Below are 22,557 nucleotides of genomic sequence, written 5' to 3' on the forward strand. Positions count from 1 at the left end.
GAAATATGAATTGTCGTTGTTGACACTCTTAACGAGTGCCCACACAGATTGTCTTGTTATAAATTGTTAAAGAACGTATTCGCCAATCACAGACTTGCTGCTTGGCGCGCTTCAAAGTAACTCTTTTCAGCGCTCTTGAGATTTGCTGTAGCGCTTGTCTCAAGCGGGATGCGTATGATACTTCGCATCTTTTTTTTGTCAACCAGATTTTGAATTATTTTTTCAAAAACCCGGTAACTCATCGCTTCTCAGTTCCTGCGCTTTTCCGCTGTCCCTGTGAAGGAGGCGCGCATTCTACGCAGAATTCAGAACCCGTCAACAGAGAATTACCATAAAAACGAAAAAAGCGACCCGTTCGGTCGCTTTTTAAACAAACTGCTCAATGAGCCATCAAAATCATGCTAATTACTGTTTTTCGACGTCATCACTTTGCTTTTGTTTTTCAGTTTGCACATCTTTGTCACCATCAAAGTCAGCGTCTTCTTCGTGATCGCCCACTACATCATTGAGGGTAACTTTATCTACTGTCCTGAAGGTGTTGATTGGTCCCGCAAGGGCGTACAGCGCAAAAACAATAAACAATACAAGCGCAGGTTCAGTTGCCACAATAACGAAGACCAGCAATATAAGCAGCAGAGCAACAAAAGGAACCTTGCCATGCCAGTTCACTTCCTTAAATGAGTTATATTTAAAATTACTCACCATAAGCAAACCGGCAACACCGGTAACCAGCGCAACTATCAGTCCATAGTCGTTTCCATTTACGTCGTACTCAACACCGACCCATACTAAGCCGGATACCACTGCTGCTGCAGCCGGGCTTGCCAGCCCCTGGAAGAAACGCTTATCTGCAATTCCTACCTGGGTGTTAAAGCGGGCTAAACGAAGCGCGGCTCCCGCTACATATATAAAGGCAGCAAGCCAGCCAAGTTTACCAAGCTCACTTAATCCCCAGTTATAAGCTACCAGTGCCGGCGCCATACCAAAGGACACCATATCAGCCATCGAGTCGTACTCGGCACCGAAATCACTTTGGGTATTCGTCATTCTGGCAACACGTCCATCAAGGCCATCAAAAATCATAGCAACGAATACCGCAACCGCGGCAGCCTCGAACCGCCCGTTCATGGAAGAGACCACTGCGAAGAAACCGGAAAACAATCCTGCGGTGGTTAATAAGTTAGGTAACAGATAGATACCTTTTCTTTTGCTGTCTGACATAAACACCTAGTCATAAAAGTCGAGTTATTTATTATTACACATCTGAAGAACTGATTGTAATGCAGTATCACCAGCCAAAACGCTCATCCCCCCATGTATACGCAGGTTCGCCTGCACATACCTAAGCAGATTAAAAAACCACTTATTATAGAGAGTGTCGTTGAGTTTAACTGTCACATTATTTTACAGCTGAATCTACCTAAAAGTTTAATAACTAAAGATTACAGAAACTTAGTAAGTTGGCACGATATTTGATAACGTGTAAATATTACACATTCTGGAGAATTGCAGTGAAAAGATTTCACGCCATCGCTTTATTAACAGCTCTTACCTGGACTACCAGCGCTATTGCTGATCCTTCAACCTGGGACTTTACGCATGGTGGTTCCTATTCGGGAGGAAGCTGGTCTAATTCATATGGGAATTCGCTTAGTTACGGTTCGGAAGATGGTTCACTTTCTGTATCGATTTCAGCGTGGGCTGATACGGATGAAAGGTCCGGACACGACGGTATTGAAACCGCTGCGATCAGTGAAAATGGCTATGGCCTGTTAAACTATAACCAAAACAGCTATGAAAGCAATACTGACTGGAATTACTCTTACTCTAGTGGAGATTGGCACTTAACCCGTACTAAAGCTGCTGATGAACATACAATTGATAATGGTGGGACAGAGTCGTGCACTAAGTTTAGTTATTGGTCTGGAGGTTCGTATAACTGCGGAAACACCCAACTAAACGATACCGACTTCTTACTGTTTGAATTCAGTGAAGCGGTTTCTCTTGCCGGGATCAACCTTGGCTGGCCAACCAATGGAACATCTTCATTGTCTATTGGCGCAATCGGCGGTAACTCCGCTCCATCCATTTCGGGCTCAACCTGGGCGAGTGTTGCTTCAGGTCTGATGTACAAAGAAAGCTTTAATCATGTAGGTTCGTCTTACTCGCTAGCATCAAACTCGACCAACAATATCAGCTCTACATTTTCTAAGTATTGGCTGATAGGGGCTTATAACACTTCGTTTGGTTCGTTATTAAATGCAGCGGGCAGCTCTTTTAAACTTGCAGGGTTAACCACACACGGGGCCCCCGAGGTCGGAGAAGTGAGTGCTCCAGGCACATTAGCGATTTTTGCTCTGGGTATGTCATTACTCGTGATGAGACGCAAAAAAAGCGCCGCGTAATTCTGTTTATTCAAGAAAGCCCCTGATAAAGGGGCTTTTTTTGTTATATTAGCGACAAATTGTTCAAGCCTGGGTTTTGCTTGTGAATAAATACATCTCTTTCTTACTGTTGTTTACTGTGTCTTCATTCTCTGTATCAGCTGAAACCGCTGCACAGTATTATGAAGAGGCATTACAGTCATTCAACAAGAACGAATACGGCGAAAGCTATATTCAACTAAAGAACGCACTAAATGAAGATGACAATCACCTCCCCTCTAAATTGTTGATGGGGAAAGTGCTTCTTATCGATGGCTTTGTCAATGATGCCATCGTTGAATTCGAAGAAGTACTGAGAGCCGGGGCGGATAAGTCTCTGGTTGTATTACCTCTTGCACATGCCTATCTGCAATCCAGTCAATTTGAGGATGTTATTGGCCTGGCGCAGACCACAGGCATACCACGACAGTTAAAAAGCGATTTAACTGTATTGGCCTCCCACGCTTACGAAAGACAAGGAAAACTGATCAAGGCCAAATCTATCCTGGCCGATCAACTGAGAGAAGACTCTGACCACCTTGGACTGCAACTGACACTTATTAACCTGCTGCTCGATAGTGACGAACTGGTAAAAGCGGCAGCTATGCTTCGGCAGCTTGAGACATCCCATTCAGACTCACCTGAAGTAATACAGTTAAAAGGCAAGCTCTTCAACAAACAAGGTGAGCCTGAGCGAGCAATTGCATTATATGAGAGAGCCTCAGAGCTATCCCAAGACAACCCCGCTATTCTCCGCACACTCGCCGCAAGCTACGCAGAAGCAGGGAGATATTCGCAGGCACAGAAAATTCTGACTAAATTACAGGCTCAAAGTCCCAACGATGTACTCAATAAGTTATTACAGGCCAGAGTACTAGCACTAACCAACCAAAAAGAGGAAGCTGATGATGTTCTGCGGGAACTCTCTGAGCTATTCAGCCTTATTGAAGACGGTTCTGACTACCAACGCACACGCCTAAGCGTTATTGCCGGGATTGTCGCCTATATCAACCGTAACTATGAACTGGCAGTAACCGAGCTTTCCAGATACATAAGCGCCACTGAGCCAACACCGGAGATAGTATCGGTCATCACGCAGTCTTTATTAAATCTCAACCAGAACAGAGAAGCTATTAAAATTCTGGAGCGCTATTCAGACAAAATATCTGAAAACATTGAGCTTACTTATCTTGCATGTGAATTGTTTATCGCGAACAAACGAAGTTTTAGATGTGCAGAGCTTGTTGAAACGCTACCAGAATCAGACTCAAACAAAGCTTATGTTGACCTTATCAACGTCAAACTGTTAGCGCAAACTGACAAAAGTGCGGCGTTAAGATTAGCAAACCAGACTCTTTCTGGTTCAGACTTACCTCAGGCAAACGAAACGCTGGCGATGCTACAGGGTGATACTGGCAACTTCACTGAAGCACTAAACACCATAAATCAACTAGTCGTCGACTTCCCTGATAACCAAAGCTTTAAGAACGTTCAGGTTGATCTACTTATCAGAACTAATCAGTTTGAGAAGGCTGAATCTTTGACTGCAGAACTTCTTGCGTCCGAAGATGTATCTGCACTTAGCTATATGAATGCTGCGAGAATTGCAGTAGCTAAAAATGACCTCGATGAGGCTCAGTTGCTTATCTCTTCAAGTCTGAACAAAGACAAAACTGCTGTCCCCGCGCTGCTTCTGGGTGCTCAAATCCGCTCCTTAAGAAGTGAATATGATGAAGGAATTGCACTGCTATTGGATGCAAAGTCGCTCGCACCCAAGTCGCCACAGGTAAAGGAGCTACTGGTGTCGCTATACGTGAATAAAGGAGAGTTCGCTTCTGCACTGTCAGAAATCGACCAGCTACTCACTTTAGACAGGCTTTCCACTGAGTATCGAATTAAAAAAGCGCAGATTCTGTTGCAGTTAGAGCGGACAGATGAGGCTTCATCACAACTCAAAATAGCCACTCCTTTGGTTGAAAATAACATTGAACGATTAATCGAACTAAGTCAGCTCCAGGTCAGGTCCGGGGATTTCGAAGGGGCTGAAGAATCAATACAAAAAGCGGTTACAGCATCCAATGACTCTCCTGTCGCGTCATTGAACTATATACGCTTCTTGTTAAATCAAAAGCGCTTTGACGATGCAGAAAAGCACATCGCAGAAACGGCTAAGACATTTGGCAAGTCGGCAAGTCTGATGTTATTAAGCGGCGATCTTCACGTTGCATTGAAAAACAATACTAAAGCTCTGCGTTTTTATGAGCAGTCGGTTGCCATCGATGCCAACTACACGCTTCCCTATATTCGACTCTATGAACTGGGTAAAACCGGTCATTCACAAGAAACCGTTGCGGCGATATTAGAAAAAGCTTCAAAACAGAATAAAGACAACCTTTTTCTTAAACACCTTTATGCCGATTCTCTGTTTATTCAGGGAAAATACGCAAGCGCTCTGCCGGTTTATCAACAACTACTTACCGTAGATGACATCCCTAAGCGCAGTAATATCCTGAACAATATCGCTATTATTTTGAGCGATAAGGCTCCGGATAAAGCTTTAGAATATGCCCAGCAGGCTATTGATTTAGATCCAAATCAGGCTAGCATCAACGATACTTTTGGGTGGCTGCTGGTTAAAAACAATGATTTCAGCAAGGGGCTGGATTATTTGAGAACGGCTTACACCCTTAATTCTCAATCGCCGACCATTCAGTATCATCTCGCCTACACTCTGAGCAAACTGGAGCGAGGAGCAGAAGCTAAACGCATTTTGGATGAACACAAAACTTACAACCAAAACTTTGAAGATAAACAAGCAGTAATTTCGTTGTACGACAAACTGTAGACGATAAAAAAAGCGCTGCCCGAAAGCAGCGCTTTTTACTATCTACACAACCGTCAGATTGTCCCCGTCAAGGTCAATACGAATAGTCGCTTCCGGCTCGATATCTCCTGACAGCAGTTTGTTCGCCAGCGGGTTCTCAATCTGAACCTGTATCGCCCGCTTAAGCGGTCGCGCACCGAAGACCGGATCAAACCCAGCTTCAGCCAGCTTATCCATCGCCGCGCCGGACAATTCAAGCTTAAAGCCCTTATCTGCAAGTCGTGCACGCAGTGATGCCAGCTGAATTTTCGCAATTGACTTAATTTCATCTTTGCCAAGCGGATGGAACACCACGATATCATCCACACGGTTGATGAATTCAGGCCGGAAATGTTGTCCCACTACGCCCATCACCATGGCCTTCATTTCATCATACTGGCTTTGCTCGTGCTTATCCTGAATGACATCTGAACCGAGGTTAGAGGTCATTATCACCACGGTATTTTTAAAATCTACCGTGCGGCCCTGCCCATCCGTCAGGCGACCATCGTCCAACACTTGCAGCAGAATATTAAAAACATCTGGGTGCGCTTTCTCGACCTCGTCCAACAGGATCACAGAGTAAGGTTTACGACGAACTGCTTCTGTCAGATAGCCACCTTCTTCATACCCTACGTAGCCCGGAGGCGCCCCGACCAGACGCGCGACCGAGTGCTTTTCCATAAACTCAGACATATCGATGCGTACCATGGCATCTTCGGTGTCGAACATAAATCCGGCAAGCGCTTTACACAGTTCGGTTTTACCCACACCGGTAGGTCCAAGGAACAAGAAGGAACCGATTGGCCGGTTAGGATCAGCCAGCCCAGCGCGGGAACGACGGATGGCATTAGACACGGCATTGACCGCTTCCTGCTGACCCACTACCCGTTTGTGCAGCACATCTTCCATGCGCAATAACTTGTCACGCTCGCCTTCAAGCATTTTGGCTACCGGGATCCCCGTCCAGCGTGACAGCACCTCTGCAATTTCAGCATCCGATACTTTGTTTTTCAGAAGCTGCGTTTCGCGGGTTTCGTTTTCTGCGGCACGCTCAAGCTTAGCTTCCAGTTCGGGGATACGACCGTACTGTAATTCCGACATACGGTTTAAATCTGATGCCCGGCGTGCAATTTCCAGATCAAGTTTCGCTTGTTCAAGTTCCGACTTAATAGTCTGCGTGCCCTGCATAGCATCTTTTTCGTCTTTCCAGATTTTATCCAGCTCGCCGTACTTGTTTTCAAGCTGTTCTCGCTCAAGCTCAATCATTTCAAGGCGTTTATGACTGGCATCATCCGTTTCTTTGGCAAGCGCCTGTTCTTCCAGCTTTAACTGAATGATGCGACGCTCCAGACGGTCCATTTCTTCTGGTTTAGAATCAATTTGCAGACGGATGCTGGAAGCCGCTTCATCTATCAAATCAATGGCTTTATCCGGTAACTGACGATCGCTGATATAACGATGGGATAAACTTGCCGCCGCAACAATCGCCGGGTCGGTGATATCGACCGAGTGATGCAATTCGTAGCGCTCTTTCAGACCGCGCAGAATAGCAATGGTGTCTTCTACACTGGGTTCCTCGACCAGTATCTTCTGGAAACGCCGCTCTAATGCAGCATCTTTCTCAATGTACTGCCGATACTCATCCAATGTTGTAGCGCCAACACAGTGAAGCTCACCACGGGCAAGAGCGGGCTTAAGCATGTTTCCGGCATCCATCGCGCCATCCGCTTTCCCCGCGCCCACCATGGTGTGCAGCTCGTCGATAAACAGGATCACCCTGCCCTCTTCTTTCGCCAACTCGTTAAGTACGGCTTTTAAGCGTTCCTCAAACTCTCCGCGATACTTGGCTCCTGCCACCAGTGAGCCCATGTCGAGTGACAACACGCGCTTATCTTTCAGGCCTTCAGGAACCTCACCATTGATGATGCGCTGTGCCAGTCCTTCTACAATTGCTGTTTTACCTACGCCTGGCTCACCAATAAGCACAGGATTGTTCTTGGTGCGGCGCTGCAGTACCTGAACGGTTCGGCGGATTTCGTCATCGCGACCGATAACCGGATCCAGTTTTCCCTGCTCGGCGCGTTCGGTTAAATCCGTAGTGTATTTTTCAAGTGCCTGGCGGACATCTTCGGCATTAGGATCCGTTACTTTCTGGCCGCCGCGCATGGTATCAATGGCATTTTCTACCTTTTCCTTGGTGATGTTCAGCGACTTAAGAATATCGCCAAGTTTGCCTTTGTCCTGCAATGCGGCAAGCACAAAAATCTCTGAGGTAATGTACTCATCTTTTCGTTGCTGAGCGATTTTGTCGCACAGGTTGAGAAGAATACCGCTTTCTTTACTCAGTTGAACGTCACCGCCAACGCCTTCTACGCGCGGTAGTCGTTCGATGGCTTCACTGAGTGCTGAGCGCAATGAGTTCACGTTAACGCTGGCCTGATCCAGCAGCGGACGAACGCTTCCGCCCTGCTGATTAAGCAGTGCCGTCATCAGGTGAACGGGTTCAATAAACTGATGATCCCGGCCCAGTGCCAAAGACTGAGCGTCAGAAATCGCTATCTGAAATTTACTGGTAAATCTATCTAATCGCATGGATGCATTTCCCCTGCAAAAACCTTGCTTAATTTATGGGTACTGCTTCACGACGATTCAAGTCAGACGGTGAAAAAGTCAACAAATGTTGATTTAGCGCAAACCAATCACGCTGACAAACCGACCTGTCGAGTGCTCTCCCTGGTGTGTGGCAAAGCGGTGAGAAAAGTAGGTATCGGGCTTGCAATACGTGCACTCGTTGCTCATTGTCACGGCAACCACACCTTTCTGTTCCAGTTGTTGCCGGGCGATGCCAGGAAGATTAAGAAAGTACTTTTGCGGGGAAGTCGCCGGCTTGCTGACGTCTGTATACGCATCAAATTTCACCGCCAGGTCAGCAGGCACTTCATAGTGCTCGCCGCAAATGGCAGGCCCAATCCAGGCATACAGTGAACCAGCCTCAGACGCCATCTTCGAAATCGTTTCAGCAATAATATTATTCGCCAGCCCTTTCCAGCCAGCATGGACAGCGGCCACTTCTGTCCCATCAGCGTTACACAGTAAGACGGGCACACAATCAGCAGTCATTACCGCACAAAACACGTCTGATGATCGACTGATAGCGGCGTCCGCAGTGGTCTCATCGCTGGGCAATAAAACCACGTCGCGCCCATGAACCTGATTAAGCCAGTGGATGCGTTCGTGAAAAGGCAACATCGCGCGATTTTCCTCTACAGCCTGCCTATTGTCGCCAACATGCAGGCCAACGTTCAGACCATGATAATGGTCTTTACTCACCCCGCCGTGACGAGTTGTGCAATAGGCTATGACATTATCCGGCGCCCCCCAGTCAGGGCTAAACCAGCTTGTCATTTACAACGCCTCATCCGGATGCGCTTTGGTATCTTCTCTGACAGTATTGATTAACGCTACCATGTCTTGAGGAAGTGGCGCCTGCCACGTCATCCACTCGCCAGTAACCGGGTGGTACAATGACAGCTGTGCTGCATGTAATGCCTGCCGGTTGAAGCTTCTTAACATAGAAACCAGGTCGTCAGTTGCACCCTTAGGTAATCTGGCGCGGCCCCCATATGCTGGATCGCCAACCAGCGGGTGCTTGATGTGTGCCATGTGCACCCGGATTTGGTGTGTCCGACCGGTTTCCAGTTTCAGACGCAAATGGGTGTGTGCGCGAAACTTTTCGATAACCCGATAGTGGGTTACCGCAGGTTTACCAAATTCACGCACCGCCATGTGCGTGCGCTTGGTGGGGTGACGCCCTATTGCCGCTTCAACGACGCCACCTGCCACCATGGTCCCAATTGCCAGCGCCTCATATTCACGACTCATCACCCGGTTTTGAAGCTGATCCACCAGATGCGTTTGCGCCGGCAGCGTTTTCGCCACTACCATCAAGCCGGTGGTATCTTTATCAAGCCGGTGCACGATACCTGCGCGAGGCACTTTATCGATATTGGGTACATGGTTTAACAGCGCGTTGAGTATGGTTCCATCCTGATTCCCGGCACCAGGATGCACCACCAAATCTGCAGGCTTATTGATAACCAGAATATCGTCGTCTTCATAAACGATATCCAGCGCTATGGCTTGCGGCTGACTTGTGGTCTGAACTTCCATCGTCGCAGATATCTGAACGAATTCATCGCCCAAAATTTTATGCCTGGGAGCAGTGACTACATCACCGTCCAGACGGACATTGCCATCCTGAATCCAACTTTTTAGCTTTGAACGGGAATATTCAGGGAACAAATCCGCCAAAACCTGATCTAATCGTTGACCGAAATGCTCCTGACCTGTCGACCCTTCCAGGTTGACTGTGTTTTCTGACTGAGTCATAACACCTTATTACTGAGTAAAAAGCGTATTATAACAAGGTTTACGAAAACGAGTCGGATACTTTCAGGATTTTGTGTGGGCATTCGCCCTTCGAGTGCGCTAGAATGGCGTGCAAAATACGCGTAGACAGCGATGTTTAACAGACTGTTTAGCAGGAAAATACCAATATATGAAATCATTTCGTAAAGTGGCACCGCTTGTTGTTGGTGCTATGATCTCGCTGACCGGATGTAGCTCATCTGACAACGAAGAACAGGTCGTATTGGCTAACATGGGCGCACAGCAGCTCTATGAAAAAGCCAAGACCAGCATGGAGGCAGGTAACTTCAGCAATGCCGCGGCAACATTAAGCGCACTGGACTCCCGCTATCCATTTGGTCCGTTGAGCCATCAGGTTCAGTTGGATCTGATATACAGCTATTACAAGTCGGGTAAAACTGAAGAAACGCTCGCGACAGTAGATCGCTTCATTCGGTTAAATCCTAATCATTCTGACATTGATTATGCGTTCTATATGCGCGGCCTGACGAATATGGAGTCGGACAGCAATCTTTTTCAGGAGTTAATGAATATTGACCGGGCGGATCGCGACCCCGCGAAATCCCGCGAAGCATTTAATGATTTTCGACGACTAATTCAGCAATATCCGAACAGTAAATACGCTGTCGACGCGCGCAAACGTATGTTGCACATTAAGGAACGTTTGGCCCGCTATGAAATTGCTATCGCACGTTTTTACATGCGTCGGGAAGCGTTTGTGGCCGCAGCAAATCGTGGCAGATATGTAATCGAGCACTTTCCTGATTCAACGCAGGTGCAACAAGCCCTTGAAATTATGGTATCAAGCTATGAGCAACTGGGCCTGGAAGAGCTTAAACAGAATGCGATGAAAACATTAAAGCTGAATTATCCGGACAGCGAATTTATTAGCTAAGACGTCGATAATGCTTTTTAGAAACAAAAAAACGCACCGGTCGGTGCGTTTTTTTTATCAGATTTCGCCAGGCGCTATCTGAAAAATAAATGACTGAACGGATTAATTAAACGCGCTAACCCAGATGTGAAATGTAAAGGCTGATCGACAATGCTGAATACCAAACACCCTTCTGGCGCGTCTGAACGTGGCGCGTGTGTCTTTTCCCCGTCCATAAAAATAAAATCACCGGAATCGTAAGCATTTAATCCATCACTGAATTCGCCGTTAATCACCAACGTGAACTCTGTGCCGCGGTGCGTATGCTCAGGGACGCTACCGCCCTTTTCCATGTAAATAAAATTAGCCACTCCCTGATTCCCTAAATCTACAGGAGCTTGCCACAACCTTCCAACGAGACTTGACCAGTTTCCTGTCTTATCAGCCAACCGTTGTAATGTTCGTGGTAATGGGAACGTTCTGCCGTCGAGCTCTATTGCCTGTGTACGTTCAACAGGCAGTGCTCTTATCGATTCCGCCGCAGGGAGTTGCGTGATCCCGGCTAACATTGTATCGAACTCGTAATGGTGCTCTATCTTCTGAGTTTCCAACACATCTTCGGCTAAACGTTCTGTCTCTGCCGCTACTCGCTTCTGGCATCGCTCACACATATCACAATGTGCGGAAACCATAATCGATTCAACAGCATACAGAGTGCCCTCAGCAAACTGCGATAATTGCTCAGGACTGGGGTGGAACTTAATCATGACTGTTTAACATGCCTTTCAATCGTTGCAATGCCAGTCGCGTGCGAGATTTCACAGTGCCTAAAGGAATCTCAAGTTCGTCAGCTACCTCTTGTTGAGACTTGCCGTCGATGTAGATTGCTTCAATAACTGCTTTTTGTTTAACCGGCAGTGCTTCAAACAAAAATCCGATTTGTTCCAGCGTTATCTGCTCATCCAGAGACGTCTCGTTTGCGTCTGCTGTTTGCTCGCAAAGAACTGGCCACAAATCATCTGAACATACATCTTCCTTACGATTCTGCAGCTTGCGTAACATGTCAAAACGAATGTTTCGCGCTATCGTAAAGATCCAGGTCGATGGTGAACCTTTTTCAGCGTTAAATAAATGCGCTTTTTGCCAGACATTAGACATTGTGTCCTGTACCAGCTCCATCGCTAACGCTTCATTTCCCATTTGTTTCAGTGCGTAAGAACGTAGGCGAGGTGCAAAATAACCAAAAACCCGCGCAAAAGACTTTTTACAGCGCTTTTCCGCGACGGCGACAATGTACTCTGACATTTCACCTGCACACTCTTTTGGTTTAACTGCACTGTTACTTTGTTCCAAAGGAATTCCAACTAACATATGTTTCGTCCGTATTTTCCAATTTGGTTACCTGAATCACTACGTACGAATGATAAAAAATGATCGTATTTACAACATTAAAATACTGTAATGTCGCAACCTTTACTGACCGGTGTGTAATTTATACTTACTGCACCAGCGCTGAAAGATAGTTTAGCAACTTTTTACAGTCTTTTTGGACCAGAAAATGTTGCTTTTGCTTCGCATCTACCGGGAGTAGTTCAAGCCACCGGTGAATCACCCAAATTGGATCATCAAAACTCGGCTTGTCATACATGGCTCCCAGGTCAGCGTAGCGATCAAAAATTTCTTTCAATCGTTCGTCCATAGGGGCGATCTGTTCAGATGTGATATCGCAGCACCATGGCTGAATTTTTTCACATTGCCCGACACGTAAACCGTCGGATTCTGTGCGAATATCTTTCACCTCAACACCGTAAATTCCAGCAACCTTTATGCCAAGCAACCCATCTTCAAGCATATCGAAGTCAATGACCTCGGCAAAAGTCCCTATCGGAAAGATATGTTTGTTGGTCTCTTTGTCCCCCTGCGCATTCAGCATGCACAGTACAAAGCCGCTGTTCTGAGCGCATGCCTCCTTGACCATTCTGATGTAGCGAGGTTCAAAGATACGCAATGACATACGGCCACCTGGCAGAAGGTGTGCAGAGAGCGGAAAAAGAGGAAGATTTTCTTGCTGCATATGTCAAATTTACACTGTTAGGATATTTGCCAGATACGCCAACCCTGTATTTTTGGATCGCCCTTGGGTAATAATTACCCGCAATGCCTGATCCTCGAAAGTTGGGCCAACGTAGATATTTGAAAATCAAAAACTAATAGTACCGATGCCCGTAATTGAGCGATTTAAATCGTTGTATTCAGACCTGACTCTGATTACTCCGGCTGACCTGGAAAAGGTTTACAGCGACGATGTTTTTTTTGTTGACCCAATCGATTCCCACCAAGGCATTGAAGAAGTCAAAACCTACTTTTCCAAACTTACCGAAGAAGCAGAGAGCTGTCGTTTTGATATCGACGTTATCGCAAAATGCGAGAAAAATGAGGAAGGTTTGCATTTTCTGGTGAACTGGACGATGCACCTGGTTTTACGTAGTTCAGGCAAATATATTGAGCTGCCCGGCACAACGCAATTGAAGGTCCATAACGACAAAATCTGTTATCACAGAGACTTTTACGATTTGGGAACGATGGTTTACGAACACATCCCGGTACTGGGCTGGATAGTTAAAAAGATTAAGGCGAAGTTGTCATCATGAAAACAATGCTTATCACAGGCGCAACGTCAGGAATAGGAAAAGCACTGGCAAGTCATGTCGCCGAAAATGGCTACAAGGTAATTGCGTGCGGTCGGAACCAGGACGCGCTGGACGAATTATCAGCTAATGAAAACATTTCCGGCCTGCAATTTGATGTTTCTGACTTGGAGGCAACACGTAGTGCACTTGCCAGTGTCGATTTCGATATAGCAGTCTTGAATGCCGGAACGTGCGAATATGTAGATATAGATGAATTTGAACCCGACATGTTCCGACGTGTATTTGAGCCAAATTTTTTCGGTATTGTACACTGCGTTGATGGGTTGATGCCTAATCTGTCGGAGGGAAAAAAACTGGTCATTGTCGACAGCATGGCGCGGTTGTTTCCTTTTACGCGGACCGAGGCTTATGGAGCAAGTAAAGCTGCTGTACACTACTTTACTAAAAGCCTGGAGGTCGATCTGGAGAAAAAAGGCGTGCGTGTTCAGGCAGTGTCTCCAGGATTCGTAGAAACACCGTTAACTGATAAAAACGATTTTGAAATGCCAATGAAAATAACAGCAGAAGAAGCGGCGAAAGCACTGCTCAAAGGCATTGAAAAAGATAAACAAACCATATTTTTCCCTACCTTTTTCGGATGGATAATGCGGTTCATGCATATTCTGCCGATAGGAATTCAGCGGAAACTTTCACTGTCAATGCGAGACAAGCAGTAAGGTACAATAAGAATGAAAAAGCGCATTGCCATTATCGGAACCGGTATTTCCGGACTTACCTGTGGCTACCTGTTAAATAAAAAACACGATATTACGGTCTACGAGGCTAACGATTATATTGGCGGTCACACAGCAACCAAACAAGTCTCAGTCAATGGTCGGGACTATGACATCGACACTGGCTTTATTGTCTTCAATGACTGGACTTATCCTCACTTTATCAGTCTGATGGACCGCCTTGGCGTTGAACGCCAGCCAACGGAGATGAGCTTTTCGGTGACCAGCGACTCCGCCAATCTGGAGTATAACGGTAATAATTTAAATACCTTGTTCGCGCAACGAAGAAATATTCTTCGTCCACGCTTCTGGCGGATCGTACGCGATATTCTTCGCTTCAATAAAGCCTGTAAGGCGCTGGTAGCGAGCAAAGAAGACACCAGCAACAAGACTTTGTATGGCTATATTCAGGAACTTAACCTCAGTGATGATTTCGCCCATTATTACATTTTGCCAATGTGTGCGGCGATCTGGTCTGCCAGCCTGGCGCAAACACGACAGTTCCCGCTAACCTTCTTCCTGCAGTTTTTTAATAACCACGGTTTGCTGAACGTGAATGACCGTCCGCAATGGTATACCCTCATAGGAGGCTCACACAGTTATATTGAGCCGATTACCCGGGCGTTCAAAGACAACATCCGGCTCTCCACTCCGGTCACGTCGGTCTCGCGGACTGATGGCACCTGGTCAGTGACCTCGGCTGATGGCAATGCAGAACAATTCGATGACGTCATCTTTGCCTGTCACAGCGATCAAGCGCTGAAAATGCTGGCCTCGCCTACACAGAAACAAAAAGAGATTCTGGGCAATATTCCCTATTCGATGAACGACGTTGTGATGCATACTGATACGCGCATTTTGCCCAAGCGTAAACTGGCATGGGCAAGCTGGAACTACCAGATTGAGGATATTGAAAGCGAAGAGCAGGCACCTGCAACGGTTACTTATGACATGAACATCTTGCAGCGTATCGACAGCGAGACTACCTTCTGTGTCACCCTGAACAATACCAGCGCAATCAAGGCTGACTGCATCTTAGGGCAATATCGCTACGCCCATCCTCAATACAGCGAAAATATGGTTGCGGCTCAGCAACAACGGGCTGACATTTGCGGTGTTGATGGTCTGCATTTCTGTGGGGCTTACTGGTACAACAGTTTTCATGAAGACGGTGTGAAAAGTGCACTGGACGTCTGCACCCGGTTTGGAGAGTCGCTTTGATATCAACAGAAAGTGCCATTTACACCGGTACCTTATTTCACAGGCGATTCCGGCCGACAACCCATGCTTTTGACTACCAGATTTACCTTTTCTGGCTGAAGTTGTCTGAGCTGGACACGCTGGAAAATGAAATTAAACATTTTTCATGTTCGTCATTTGCACTGGCGCGTTTCAAGCGTTCGGATTATCTTGGGGACGCATCGCAACCTCTTGAAAAATCAGTGGTTAAGAGAATGAGTGAACTGAATGGTGCGCCGCTCTCCGGCGATGTGTTTCTGTTGGGACAATTGCGCATGTTGGGGATGTACTTCAGTCCGGTAAATTTTTACTTTCTGCGAAGTGCTGCTGGCGAGTATACGCATATGCTGGCCGAAGTCAGTAATACTCCATGGAATGAGAGGCACCACTATCTTGTTGATTTAAGAGAACAAAAAGACACAGAAAAAGCATTTCACGTGTCGCCATTCAACCCGATAGACATGACGTACAAATGGCATATCGGCCTTCCTGAAGAAACGTTTTCACTGGTTATGGACTGTTTTTCTGCTAAAAAAGACTTCTCAGCAGGGTTTAAACTCAACCGGTTACCGATGAACTCTGATACTTTAGGTTACGTAATGAGACGTACACCGAGTATGACGATAAAAACTGTATTAGGAATCTACTGGCAAGCTATAAAGTTATGGATAAAACGTACGCCAGTTTATTCGCATCCGTAAAAATCAGGAACAAAAAATGTCACAAGGCGAAAGTTTAATTACCGCACCTGAACAGGTTCCCTTCACTGTGAAAGCCTGTCGAAGTGCATTTTTAAAATGTCTGTCACATCTGCCGGAAGGTCAGATAACGATTCGCGAGAGAGGCGAAGACGTCAGTACGTTTGGGGATCCCACTTCTGATCTCCACGCGGTAGTGGATATCCAGGATATTAATGCATATAAGCGTTTGTTGTTTGGCGGTAGTGTTGCTGCGGGCGAGACATATATGGATGCGCAGTGGACAACCGATGATCTGACCGCGGTTATCCGTATTTTCGCCAGAAATTTGCCCACCCTGGATTATTGGGAAAACAAATTTAAATGGCTGACGATGCCGCTGCTGAAGTGGCAACACCTCATGAACAGCAACACAACCAGCCAGGCCAAAAAGAATATTGAGGCGCATTACGATCTGGGCAACAAGCTCTACACCCGCTTCCTTGATAACACCATGATGTATTCATCGGCAATTTACCCTGACCCCAATGCCAGTCTGGGAGAAGCACAGCAGCATAAGCTACAAACTATCTGCGAAAAACTTCAGCTAACCGAAAATGACCATTTGTTGGAAATCGGTACAGGCTGGGGCGGATTGGCGGTGTACGCAGCGAAGCATTTCGGATGCCGCGTGACCACTACTACCATCTCTGAAGAGCAGTTCGCTTATGCCAAGCATTGGGTAACCAAAGAATCACTGAGTGACAAAATTACGCTGTTGAAACAGGATTATCGCACGCTGGAAGGGAAATACGACAAGTTGGTGTCGATAGAAATGATAGAAGCAGTAGGCAAACGGTTTATGGGCAACTTTTTTGAAAAGTGCGCGTCATTACTCAAGCCGGACGGACTGATGCTGCTGCAATCTATCACCATCGATGATCGTCGTTTCGATAGTTATGCTGACAGTGTGGATTTCATTCAGAAATACATTTTCCCGGGTGGATTCTTACCGTCGCAATATGAGCTTAACGCACATATGAAGCGCCACAGCGACCTGATGATCCGTGACCTGCAGGATATTGGTCTGGATTACGCAAAAACACTCGATGACTGGTATCAGGCGTTTATCCAGGCTAAAGATGCATTGTTAAAAGATGGCTACGATGATCGCTTCGTCAGAATGTGGACCTATTACCTTAAATACTGTGAAGGTGGATTTCTGGAGCGTACCATCTCAACGGTACAGCTGTTAATGAGCAAACCGGCTCATCGTGCGGCATTGTTCCGTTAATCACCCCCTGTTATCTCTGTTATAAAAAAAAACCACGGTGATCACCGTGGTTTTTTATTATCTTACGTTGGGTTAGACGAAGGGATTTACTCGTTGCCACCCTCTGCGTCAATCACTGATATCGGTTTAGACAGCATGGGCTTACCCTGATTAATATTAATTTCTACCCTGCGATTTCGGGCTCTGTCATCCGCCGTCGCCGCATTTTCAATCAGTGGCACAGTATCAGCTTTACCCACAACCGCCATGCGTTTCTCATCAAACCCGGGGGCGCGCCGAAGCTCCTCAGCTACCGCCACCGCGCGTTGTGAAGACAAGTCCCAGTTTGAACTGTAAAGTTCATTGGCAATGTGTTGACCATCACTGTGTCCTGCAATTTCTATCTCGCCCGGTACTTCTGCCAACAGCTCGCCAATTTGCCTGATTACGGGTTTAAATTGAGGCTGAAGGAAAGCTGAGCCTGCCGAAAACGAGCCATTTTCCCGAATGCGTATAGTGATTTGCTGCCCCAGCGACTCCATTTCAATAGAACCATCCAGAATTTGCTTCTGAAGCTGTTGAGCCACTTTTTTCATCAGCTCATTATTCTCACTTTGATCGGCACTCTGAGACGCTGACGAGGCCTGTTCAGTGGCAGTTTGCTGTGCTTGTCCACCGCGCTGAGTACCACGTTGCTTCTGTCGTCCCCCTGCTGAATCCTCATCTCCGGCCTGAAACTCCAGCATCTGCTGTGTCATCTCAATGGTTTGCTGCTGAATGGTTTCAATTGGTGTGGGGTCCGGTCGCCCCGGACGAAACTCCATAGCAATCACACTGGTGCCTTTGGGTATATCCTTAACTTCAATTTTATTTTGCACACCAAACGCAAATTTCATCGAACCGGCAATCTGCTTAAACTTGAGCACATCCATTTCTGAGAAGGCCAGCAACAATACAAAGAAGCACATTAATAGTGACATCAGATCTGCAAATGTTCCCATCCATGCTGGCAGTCCCTCCGGGGGACATTTAGGACATTCTTCTTGCTGCTCAGCCATGCTTATTCATCCTCAGCGCCGGTAGCACGCTTACTGGCCGCCAGGTAATTTTTCAGGATCCCTTCGATAACCCGCGGATTCTGACCATCGGCAATTCCTACGATACCGTCCAGGATCAGCTTTTGATTTAATCGCTCTTCCTGCGCCCGTACATTCAGTTTAAACGCAATAGGTAAACAAATAACGTTAGCAAAGAAAGCACCGTACAGGGTCGTCAGAAGCGCAACAGCCATAGCCGGACCGATAGCCTTTGGGTCGTCCATGTTCGACAACATAGCAACCAGACCAATCAGCGTACCGATCATCCCCATGGCCGGGGCAACATCACCCATACTTTTAAATATCGTCGCACCAAACTCGTGACGGTCTGTTGTCATTGCGATATCTTTTGCCAGGGTTTCGCGTACCACTTCGATATCGTGGCCATCCACAAGCATATCCACGCCTTTTTGCATAAACGGGCTTTCGATTTCCGCTTCTTCCAGTGCCAGAAACCCCCCTTTACGTGCGGCATCTGCCATCTCTACCACTTTTTCAATCAATGATTCAGGCGAGTCGATTTTAAACATAAACGCTTTCGCAGCGATTTTGCCTGCGCCAAAAAACTGCGCCAGGGTAAACTGTGACAAGGCCACGAAAAGGGTACCGCCGAATACAATCAGTATAGATGGGACGTTGATAAACATCGCCATACTGCCGCCCATGACCATAGCCATGACAACAAAGCCAATTGCACCCAACATGCCTATGACGGTAGCTAAATCCACAAACTCTTCCTCATGCTGTGCCAACGGGTAATGTAACTGTGGCAAAATCTGGTCACTTTGCCTTTATTGTTCAAAACGTTACATCACAATTATTATAAAAGTGCCAGCTATTCTATCGGCATTACCATAGAATTCTATAACCTATTTGTAGCAGAAGCCTTGTATATCCCCAATAGTCACTTCATTACTCGCTTAAAAATCAAAGAAGCAACAGGGTAACACTGGACAAACCATTTGACCCGTCGCCTACCCTCAGTTAATGTGCGCCTATCCTTTTACCAGCCGATTATCGGGTCATACTGTGACGGAAAAAACCACTGCCCTTACCTTTGAAGAGAGCCTGTCAGAGCTTGAGTCTATCGTCAATGAGATGGAGAATGGCGATCTCCCTTTGCACACCGCGCTGGAAAAATTTGAACGCGGTATCAGCCTCTCGCGCCAAAGCCAGCAATCGCTGGAGCAGGCTGAGCAAAAAGTGAAAATTCTTCTTTCCGAGCAAGGTCAGGAAACGCTGACCGATCTGAAGACCGACGACAACGATTAACAGGTTTACGCAGTCTGAACGTGACTGCGCTTCTACAGGTCCTTTTATGGAATTTACGGCCCTGCATCAGCAGATAAAAGATCAAACCGACGACGCACTGATGCACTTGCTCAGTCTGCTCCCGGATCATGCACCTAGGCTTAAAGCCGCTATGCGACATGCACTGTTGGCCGGTGGCAAAAGAATGCGCCCCTTTCTGGTTCATCTGGTAGGTAACACACTGGATATTCCGCGCTCAGATCAGCTTACTATTGCGATGGCGATCGAATGTATTCATGCTTATTCGCTGGTGCATGACGACTTGCCGGCAATGGATGACGATGACCTGCGCCGTGGACAGCCAACCTGTCATATTGCGTTTGATGAGGCAACCGCGATTCTCGCCGGAGATGCGCTGCAAACGCTGGCGTTCACCATACTCTGTGAACACCCGATGAGTGATGCCGGCAGTAAAAAGCGTGCGGAACTGGTTTCTGTGCTGGCCAAGTCGTCTGGCTATCTGGGTATGTGCGGTGGACAAGCCATTGATTTGGCGTCTACCGGCGAAGCGATTTCGCTGGCCGAGCTGACGCGACTACACCAATTGAAAACCGGCGCTCTGCTGTGTGCCTGTGTGGAAATGATCACCTTAGTCAGCAATTCACTGGAAGTGCAAGACCGGGCAACATTCATCGAATACGCACGTGTGATTGGACTTGCGTTTCAGGTCCAGGATGACATTTTAGACGTAGAAGGCAGTGCCGAGCTTATCGGGAAACCTCAGGGGTCAGACGAGGCGAGCGGTAAAAACACATTCCCGGCGCTGTTAGGTATGGATGGTGCGAAAAAAGAATTAGCAGCTCTTTACGATAGCGCGCTTCAAGCATTGGACAGTTTGCCCTACAATACCGATTATCTAGCTGCGTTCAGCGAACTCATGGTTAAGCGCGACCATTGAGGTCTGACGCGTTCACGTATTAAGAATAATAACGCATGACTTTAGATTTAAAGCATTATCCGACCCTCTCACAGGCTGGAACACCTGAGGCGCTTCGGACACTGCCACAAGAAAAATTAAATACCCTGTCTGACGAGTTAAGAGAATACCTGTTAAATTGCGTCAGTCAAAGCAGCGGCCACTTCGCCTCGGGTCTGGGCACGGTTGAGCTGACTGTGGCGCTCCACTATATTTATAACACACCGTTTGATCGGTTGTTATGGGATGTGGGCCATCAGGCTTATCCGCACAAGATCCTGACCGGTCGTGCCGGACGTATGTCTACTATTCGTCAAAAAGACGGCCTGCATCCATTCCCGTGGCCGCCAGAAAGCGAGTACGACACATTTGCGGTCGGCCACTCTTCCACCTCAATCAGTGCAGCTCTGGGCATGGCTGTCGCCGCTGAGAAAGAAAACGCAGGGCGTAAAGTCGTCGCTGTGATCGGCGATGGTGCAATGACAGCAGGCATGGCGTTTGAAGCGCTAAACCATGCCGGTGATATCAATAAAGATATGGTAGTTGTGCTAAACGACAACGAAATGTCGATTTCTGAGAATGTTGGTGCCTTAAACAGTCACCTGGCTCGTCTGCTTACCGGCAACTTTTTTAATACCATTCGCGATGGTGGCAAGAAGCTGCTGAGCAATGTCCCCCCAATTAAAGAGTTCGCCAGTCGTGCTGAAGAACATCTGAAGGGAATGGTGGTGCCAGGCACGATATTCGAGGAACTGGGTTTTAACTATATTGGACCTATTGACGGTCATGATGTTAACGCGATGGTCGACACGCTGCGAAACATGCGCAAGTTCAAAGGTCCGCAGCTGCTTCACGTAGTCACGCGCAAGGGAAAAGGCTATCCGTCAGCGGAAAAAGACCCGATTAAATTCCACGCGGTACCGAAGTTCAATCCGGCGGAAAACGCACTGCCAGCATCCAAGCCATCCGCGCCAGCTTTTTCTGCTATTTTTGGTCAGTGGCTCTGTGACATGGCAGCGCAGGATCCTAAGCTCATGGCGGTGACACCAGCTATGCGTGAAGGCTCCGGCATGGTCGCGTTTTCGCAGAAATTTCCAGACCAGTATTTTGATGTTGCCATTGCTGAACAACACGCAGTGACCTTTGCAGCAGGCATGGCGAAAGATGGCTATCATGCAGTCGTGGCAATTTATTCTACCTTCCTACAGCGCGCATACGATCAGTTAATTCATGATGTCGCCCTGCAGGACTTGCCTGTCTTGTTTGCTATCGACCGTGCAGGTATTGTGGGTGCTGACGGCCCAACGCACCAGGGAGCGTTCGATATCGCTTACCTGCGCTGCATTCCGAACATGATCATCATGACCCCTTCAGACGAGAACGAATGCCGTCAAATGCTGTACACGGGCCACAAAGCCGCCAAACCCGCTGCTGTTCGCTACCCGCGAGGAGCCGGTAAAGGTGTCACACCAGAATCTGAGATGACAGAAATGCCGTTAGGGGTTTCTCGTCATTGCCGAAGCGGAGAACGGGTTGCCATTTTAAACTTTGGTACCCTGCTTCCTTTCGCCGAAGAGGCCGCCGAATCGCTTAACGCTACCTTAATTGATATGCGATTTGTGAAACCGCTGGATACCAGCGCCATTGACAGGGTATGTGATTCGCATGAGTTGATCGTCACCCTTGAAGACGGCTGTATCGCTGGCGGTGCCGGCACGGCAGTAATGGAGCACATTCAGTCTTCAGCAACTCTGCGCCGAGTACTGCCGATGGGTCTGCCCGATGAATTTATCCTTCAGGGCACGCAACAGCAGATGTATGAAAAGCATGGACTGGATGCAAAAGGCATTATTGAAAAAGTCAACGCCGCGCTATCCTGAAAACAGTTCGGCAAGCATAGCGTGTCCCTGTCAGCGCAAAGTAAGTAAGAGAGCAAGAAAGCCAGCATCAATGCCTGTCTCTTATACACAAATCCCTGCTAAGTAATTAGTGGGGATTTTTTTTGAACTCTATTTACCAAGCTTGATCA

20 protein-coding genes are annotated in these 22,557 nt (G+C 47.2%); 11 read left to right on the forward strand and 9 right to left on the reverse strand.

Annotated features, from left to right (window positions below):
• Positions 1-405 precede the first annotated feature (405 nt).
• A complete protein-coding gene (pssA, locus tag JKP77_RS20950) occupies positions 406-1,221 on the reverse strand; it encodes a CDP-diacylglycerol--serine O-phosphatidyltransferase (RefSeq protein ID WP_218313126.1) in 816 nt (271 codons plus the stop codon).
• Positions 1,222-1,511: 290 nt separating this feature from the next.
• On the opposite strand from pssA, the gene xdp1 reads away from it, so the two are divergent.
• Together xdp1 and prsT are read left to right on the forward strand one after the other, a co-directional pair.
• Positions 1,512-2,405: an exosortase-dependent surface protein XDP1 gene (gene xdp1 / locus JKP77_RS20955; RefSeq protein WP_218313127.1), complete on the forward strand. Its 894-nt coding sequence runs from the start codon at positions 1,512-1,514 to the stop codon at positions 2,403-2,405.
• 82 nt (positions 2,406-2,487) lie between these two features.
• Positions 2,488-5,268: an XrtA/PEP-CTERM system TPR-repeat protein PrsT gene (prsT, locus tag JKP77_RS20960; protein WP_218313128.1), complete on the forward strand. Its 2,781-nt coding sequence runs from the start codon at positions 2,488-2,490 to the stop codon at positions 5,266-5,268.
• 42 nt (positions 5,269-5,310) lie between these two features.
• On the opposite strand, the gene clpB is transcribed toward prsT, so the two are convergent.
• The 3 genes from clpB to rluD all read right to left on the reverse strand — a co-directional run bounded on the left by clpB (position 5,311) and on the right by rluD (position 9,678).
• Positions 5,311-7,881 (reverse strand): ATP-dependent chaperone ClpB, encoded by a 2,571-nt coding sequence (gene clpB, locus JKP77_RS20965; RefSeq protein WP_218313129.1) that lies wholly within the window; start codon positions 7,879-7,881, stop codon positions 5,311-5,313.
• A gap of 93 nt (positions 7,882-7,974) precedes the next feature.
• The gene (gene pgeF / locus JKP77_RS20970; RefSeq protein WP_218313130.1) at positions 7,975-8,694 is read right to left on the reverse strand and encodes a peptidoglycan editing factor PgeF; all 720 of its coding nucleotides are present in this window, start codon (positions 8,692-8,694) and stop codon (positions 7,975-7,977) included.
• Positions 8,695-9,678: a 23S rRNA pseudouridine(1911/1915/1917) synthase RluD gene (rluD, locus tag JKP77_RS20975; protein ID WP_218313131.1), complete on the reverse strand. Its 984-nt coding sequence runs from the start codon at positions 9,676-9,678 to the stop codon at positions 8,695-8,697.
• Between the two features lie 169 nt (positions 9,679-9,847).
• On the opposite strand from rluD, the gene JKP77_RS20980 reads away from it, so the two are divergent.
• Positions 9,848-10,612 carry an outer membrane protein assembly factor BamD gene (locus JKP77_RS20980; protein ID WP_218313132.1) on the forward strand — a complete coding sequence of 255 codons (765 nt, stop codon included), beginning with the start codon at positions 9,848-9,850 and terminating at the stop codon, positions 10,610-10,612.
• Positions 10,613-10,686: 74 nt separating this feature from the next.
• Here JKP77_RS20980 and JKP77_RS20985 read toward each other — a convergent pair whose 3' ends face one another.
• The 3 genes from JKP77_RS20985 to JKP77_RS20995 all read right to left on the reverse strand — a co-directional run bounded on the left by JKP77_RS20985 (position 10,687) and on the right by JKP77_RS20995 (position 12,665).
• Positions 10,687-11,358 (reverse strand): ChrR family anti-sigma-E factor, encoded by a 672-nt coding sequence (locus tag JKP77_RS20985; RefSeq protein ID WP_218313133.1) that lies wholly within the window; start codon positions 11,356-11,358, stop codon positions 10,687-10,689.
• Entirely contained in the window at positions 11,351-11,962 is a 612-nt protein-coding gene (locus JKP77_RS20990; RefSeq protein WP_218313134.1) for a sigma-70 family RNA polymerase sigma factor, read from the reverse strand. Before JKP77_RS20990 ends, JKP77_RS20985 begins: the two co-directional genes overlap by 8 nt.
• A 127-nt stretch (positions 11,963-12,089) precedes the next feature.
• On the reverse strand, positions 12,090-12,665 hold the full coding sequence (locus tag JKP77_RS20995) for an LON peptidase substrate-binding domain-containing protein (protein ID WP_218313135.1): 576 nt from the start codon (positions 12,663-12,665) through the stop codon (positions 12,090-12,092).
• Between the two features lie 145 nt (positions 12,666-12,810).
• Here JKP77_RS20995 and JKP77_RS21000 point away from each other — a divergent pair, with 145 nt between their 5' ends.
• Genes JKP77_RS21000 through JKP77_RS21020 form a run of 5 tightly spaced genes read left to right on the forward strand, consistent with a single transcriptional unit; the run spans position 12,811 to position 17,225 of the window.
• Positions 12,811-13,242 (forward strand): nuclear transport factor 2 family protein, encoded by a 432-nt coding sequence (locus JKP77_RS21000; RefSeq protein WP_218313136.1) that lies wholly within the window; start codon positions 12,811-12,813, stop codon positions 13,240-13,242.
• Positions 13,239-13,958: an SDR family NAD(P)-dependent oxidoreductase gene (locus JKP77_RS21005; RefSeq protein WP_218313137.1), complete on the forward strand. Its 720-nt coding sequence runs from the start codon at positions 13,239-13,241 to the stop codon at positions 13,956-13,958. Before JKP77_RS21000 ends, JKP77_RS21005 begins: the two co-directional genes overlap by 4 nt.
• Positions 13,959-13,970: 12 nt before the next feature.
• A complete protein-coding gene (locus tag JKP77_RS21010; RefSeq protein ID WP_218313138.1) occupies positions 13,971-15,236 on the forward strand; it encodes an NAD(P)/FAD-dependent oxidoreductase in 1,266 nt (421 codons plus the stop codon).
• Positions 15,233-15,955, forward strand: a complete 723-nt coding sequence (locus JKP77_RS21015; RefSeq protein WP_220100229.1) for a DUF1365 domain-containing protein — start codon at positions 15,233-15,235, stop codon at positions 15,953-15,955. The genes JKP77_RS21010 and JKP77_RS21015 overlap by 4 nt, the downstream gene beginning before the upstream one ends.
• A 16-nt stretch (positions 15,956-15,971) precedes the next feature.
• The gene (locus JKP77_RS21020; RefSeq protein WP_218313139.1) at positions 15,972-17,225 is read left to right on the forward strand and encodes an SAM-dependent methyltransferase; all 1,254 of its coding nucleotides are present in this window, start codon (positions 15,972-15,974) and stop codon (positions 17,223-17,225) included.
• Positions 17,226-17,311: 86 nt separating this feature from the next.
• Here JKP77_RS21020 and JKP77_RS21025 read toward each other — a convergent pair whose 3' ends face one another.
• Both JKP77_RS21025 and pomA read right to left on the reverse strand, forming a co-directional pair.
• Positions 17,312-18,262, reverse strand: a complete 951-nt coding sequence (locus tag JKP77_RS21025) for a flagellar motor protein MotB (protein WP_218313140.1) — start codon at positions 18,260-18,262, stop codon at positions 17,312-17,314.
• A 2-nt stretch (positions 18,263-18,264) separates the two neighbouring features.
• Positions 18,265-19,029: a flagellar motor protein PomA gene (gene pomA, locus JKP77_RS21030; RefSeq protein ID WP_218313141.1), complete on the reverse strand. Its 765-nt coding sequence runs from the start codon at positions 19,027-19,029 to the stop codon at positions 18,265-18,267.
• Between the two features lie 301 nt (positions 19,030-19,330).
• On the opposite strand from pomA, the gene xseB reads away from it, so the two are divergent.
• Genes xseB through dxs form a run of 3 tightly spaced genes read left to right on the forward strand, consistent with a single transcriptional unit; the run spans position 19,331 to position 22,408 of the window.
• Positions 19,331-19,573, forward strand: a complete 243-nt coding sequence (xseB, locus tag JKP77_RS21035) for an exodeoxyribonuclease VII small subunit (protein ID WP_420840084.1) — start codon at positions 19,331-19,333, stop codon at positions 19,571-19,573.
• A 46-nt stretch (positions 19,574-19,619) separates the two neighbouring features.
• Positions 19,620-20,510, forward strand: a complete 891-nt coding sequence (locus JKP77_RS21040; protein WP_218313143.1) for a farnesyl diphosphate synthase — start codon at positions 19,620-19,622, stop codon at positions 20,508-20,510.
• Positions 20,511-20,545: 35 nt separating this feature from the next.
• A complete protein-coding gene (gene dxs / locus JKP77_RS21045) occupies positions 20,546-22,408 on the forward strand; it encodes a 1-deoxy-D-xylulose-5-phosphate synthase (protein WP_218313144.1) in 1,863 nt (620 codons plus the stop codon).
• The last annotated feature ends 149 nt before the right edge of the window (positions 22,409-22,557 follow it).

Origin of the sequence: Alteromonas antoniana, assembly GCF_019249295.1 — a bacterium.
Classification (GTDB): domain Bacteria; phylum Pseudomonadota; class Gammaproteobacteria; order Enterobacterales; family Alteromonadaceae; genus Alteromonas; species Alteromonas antoniana.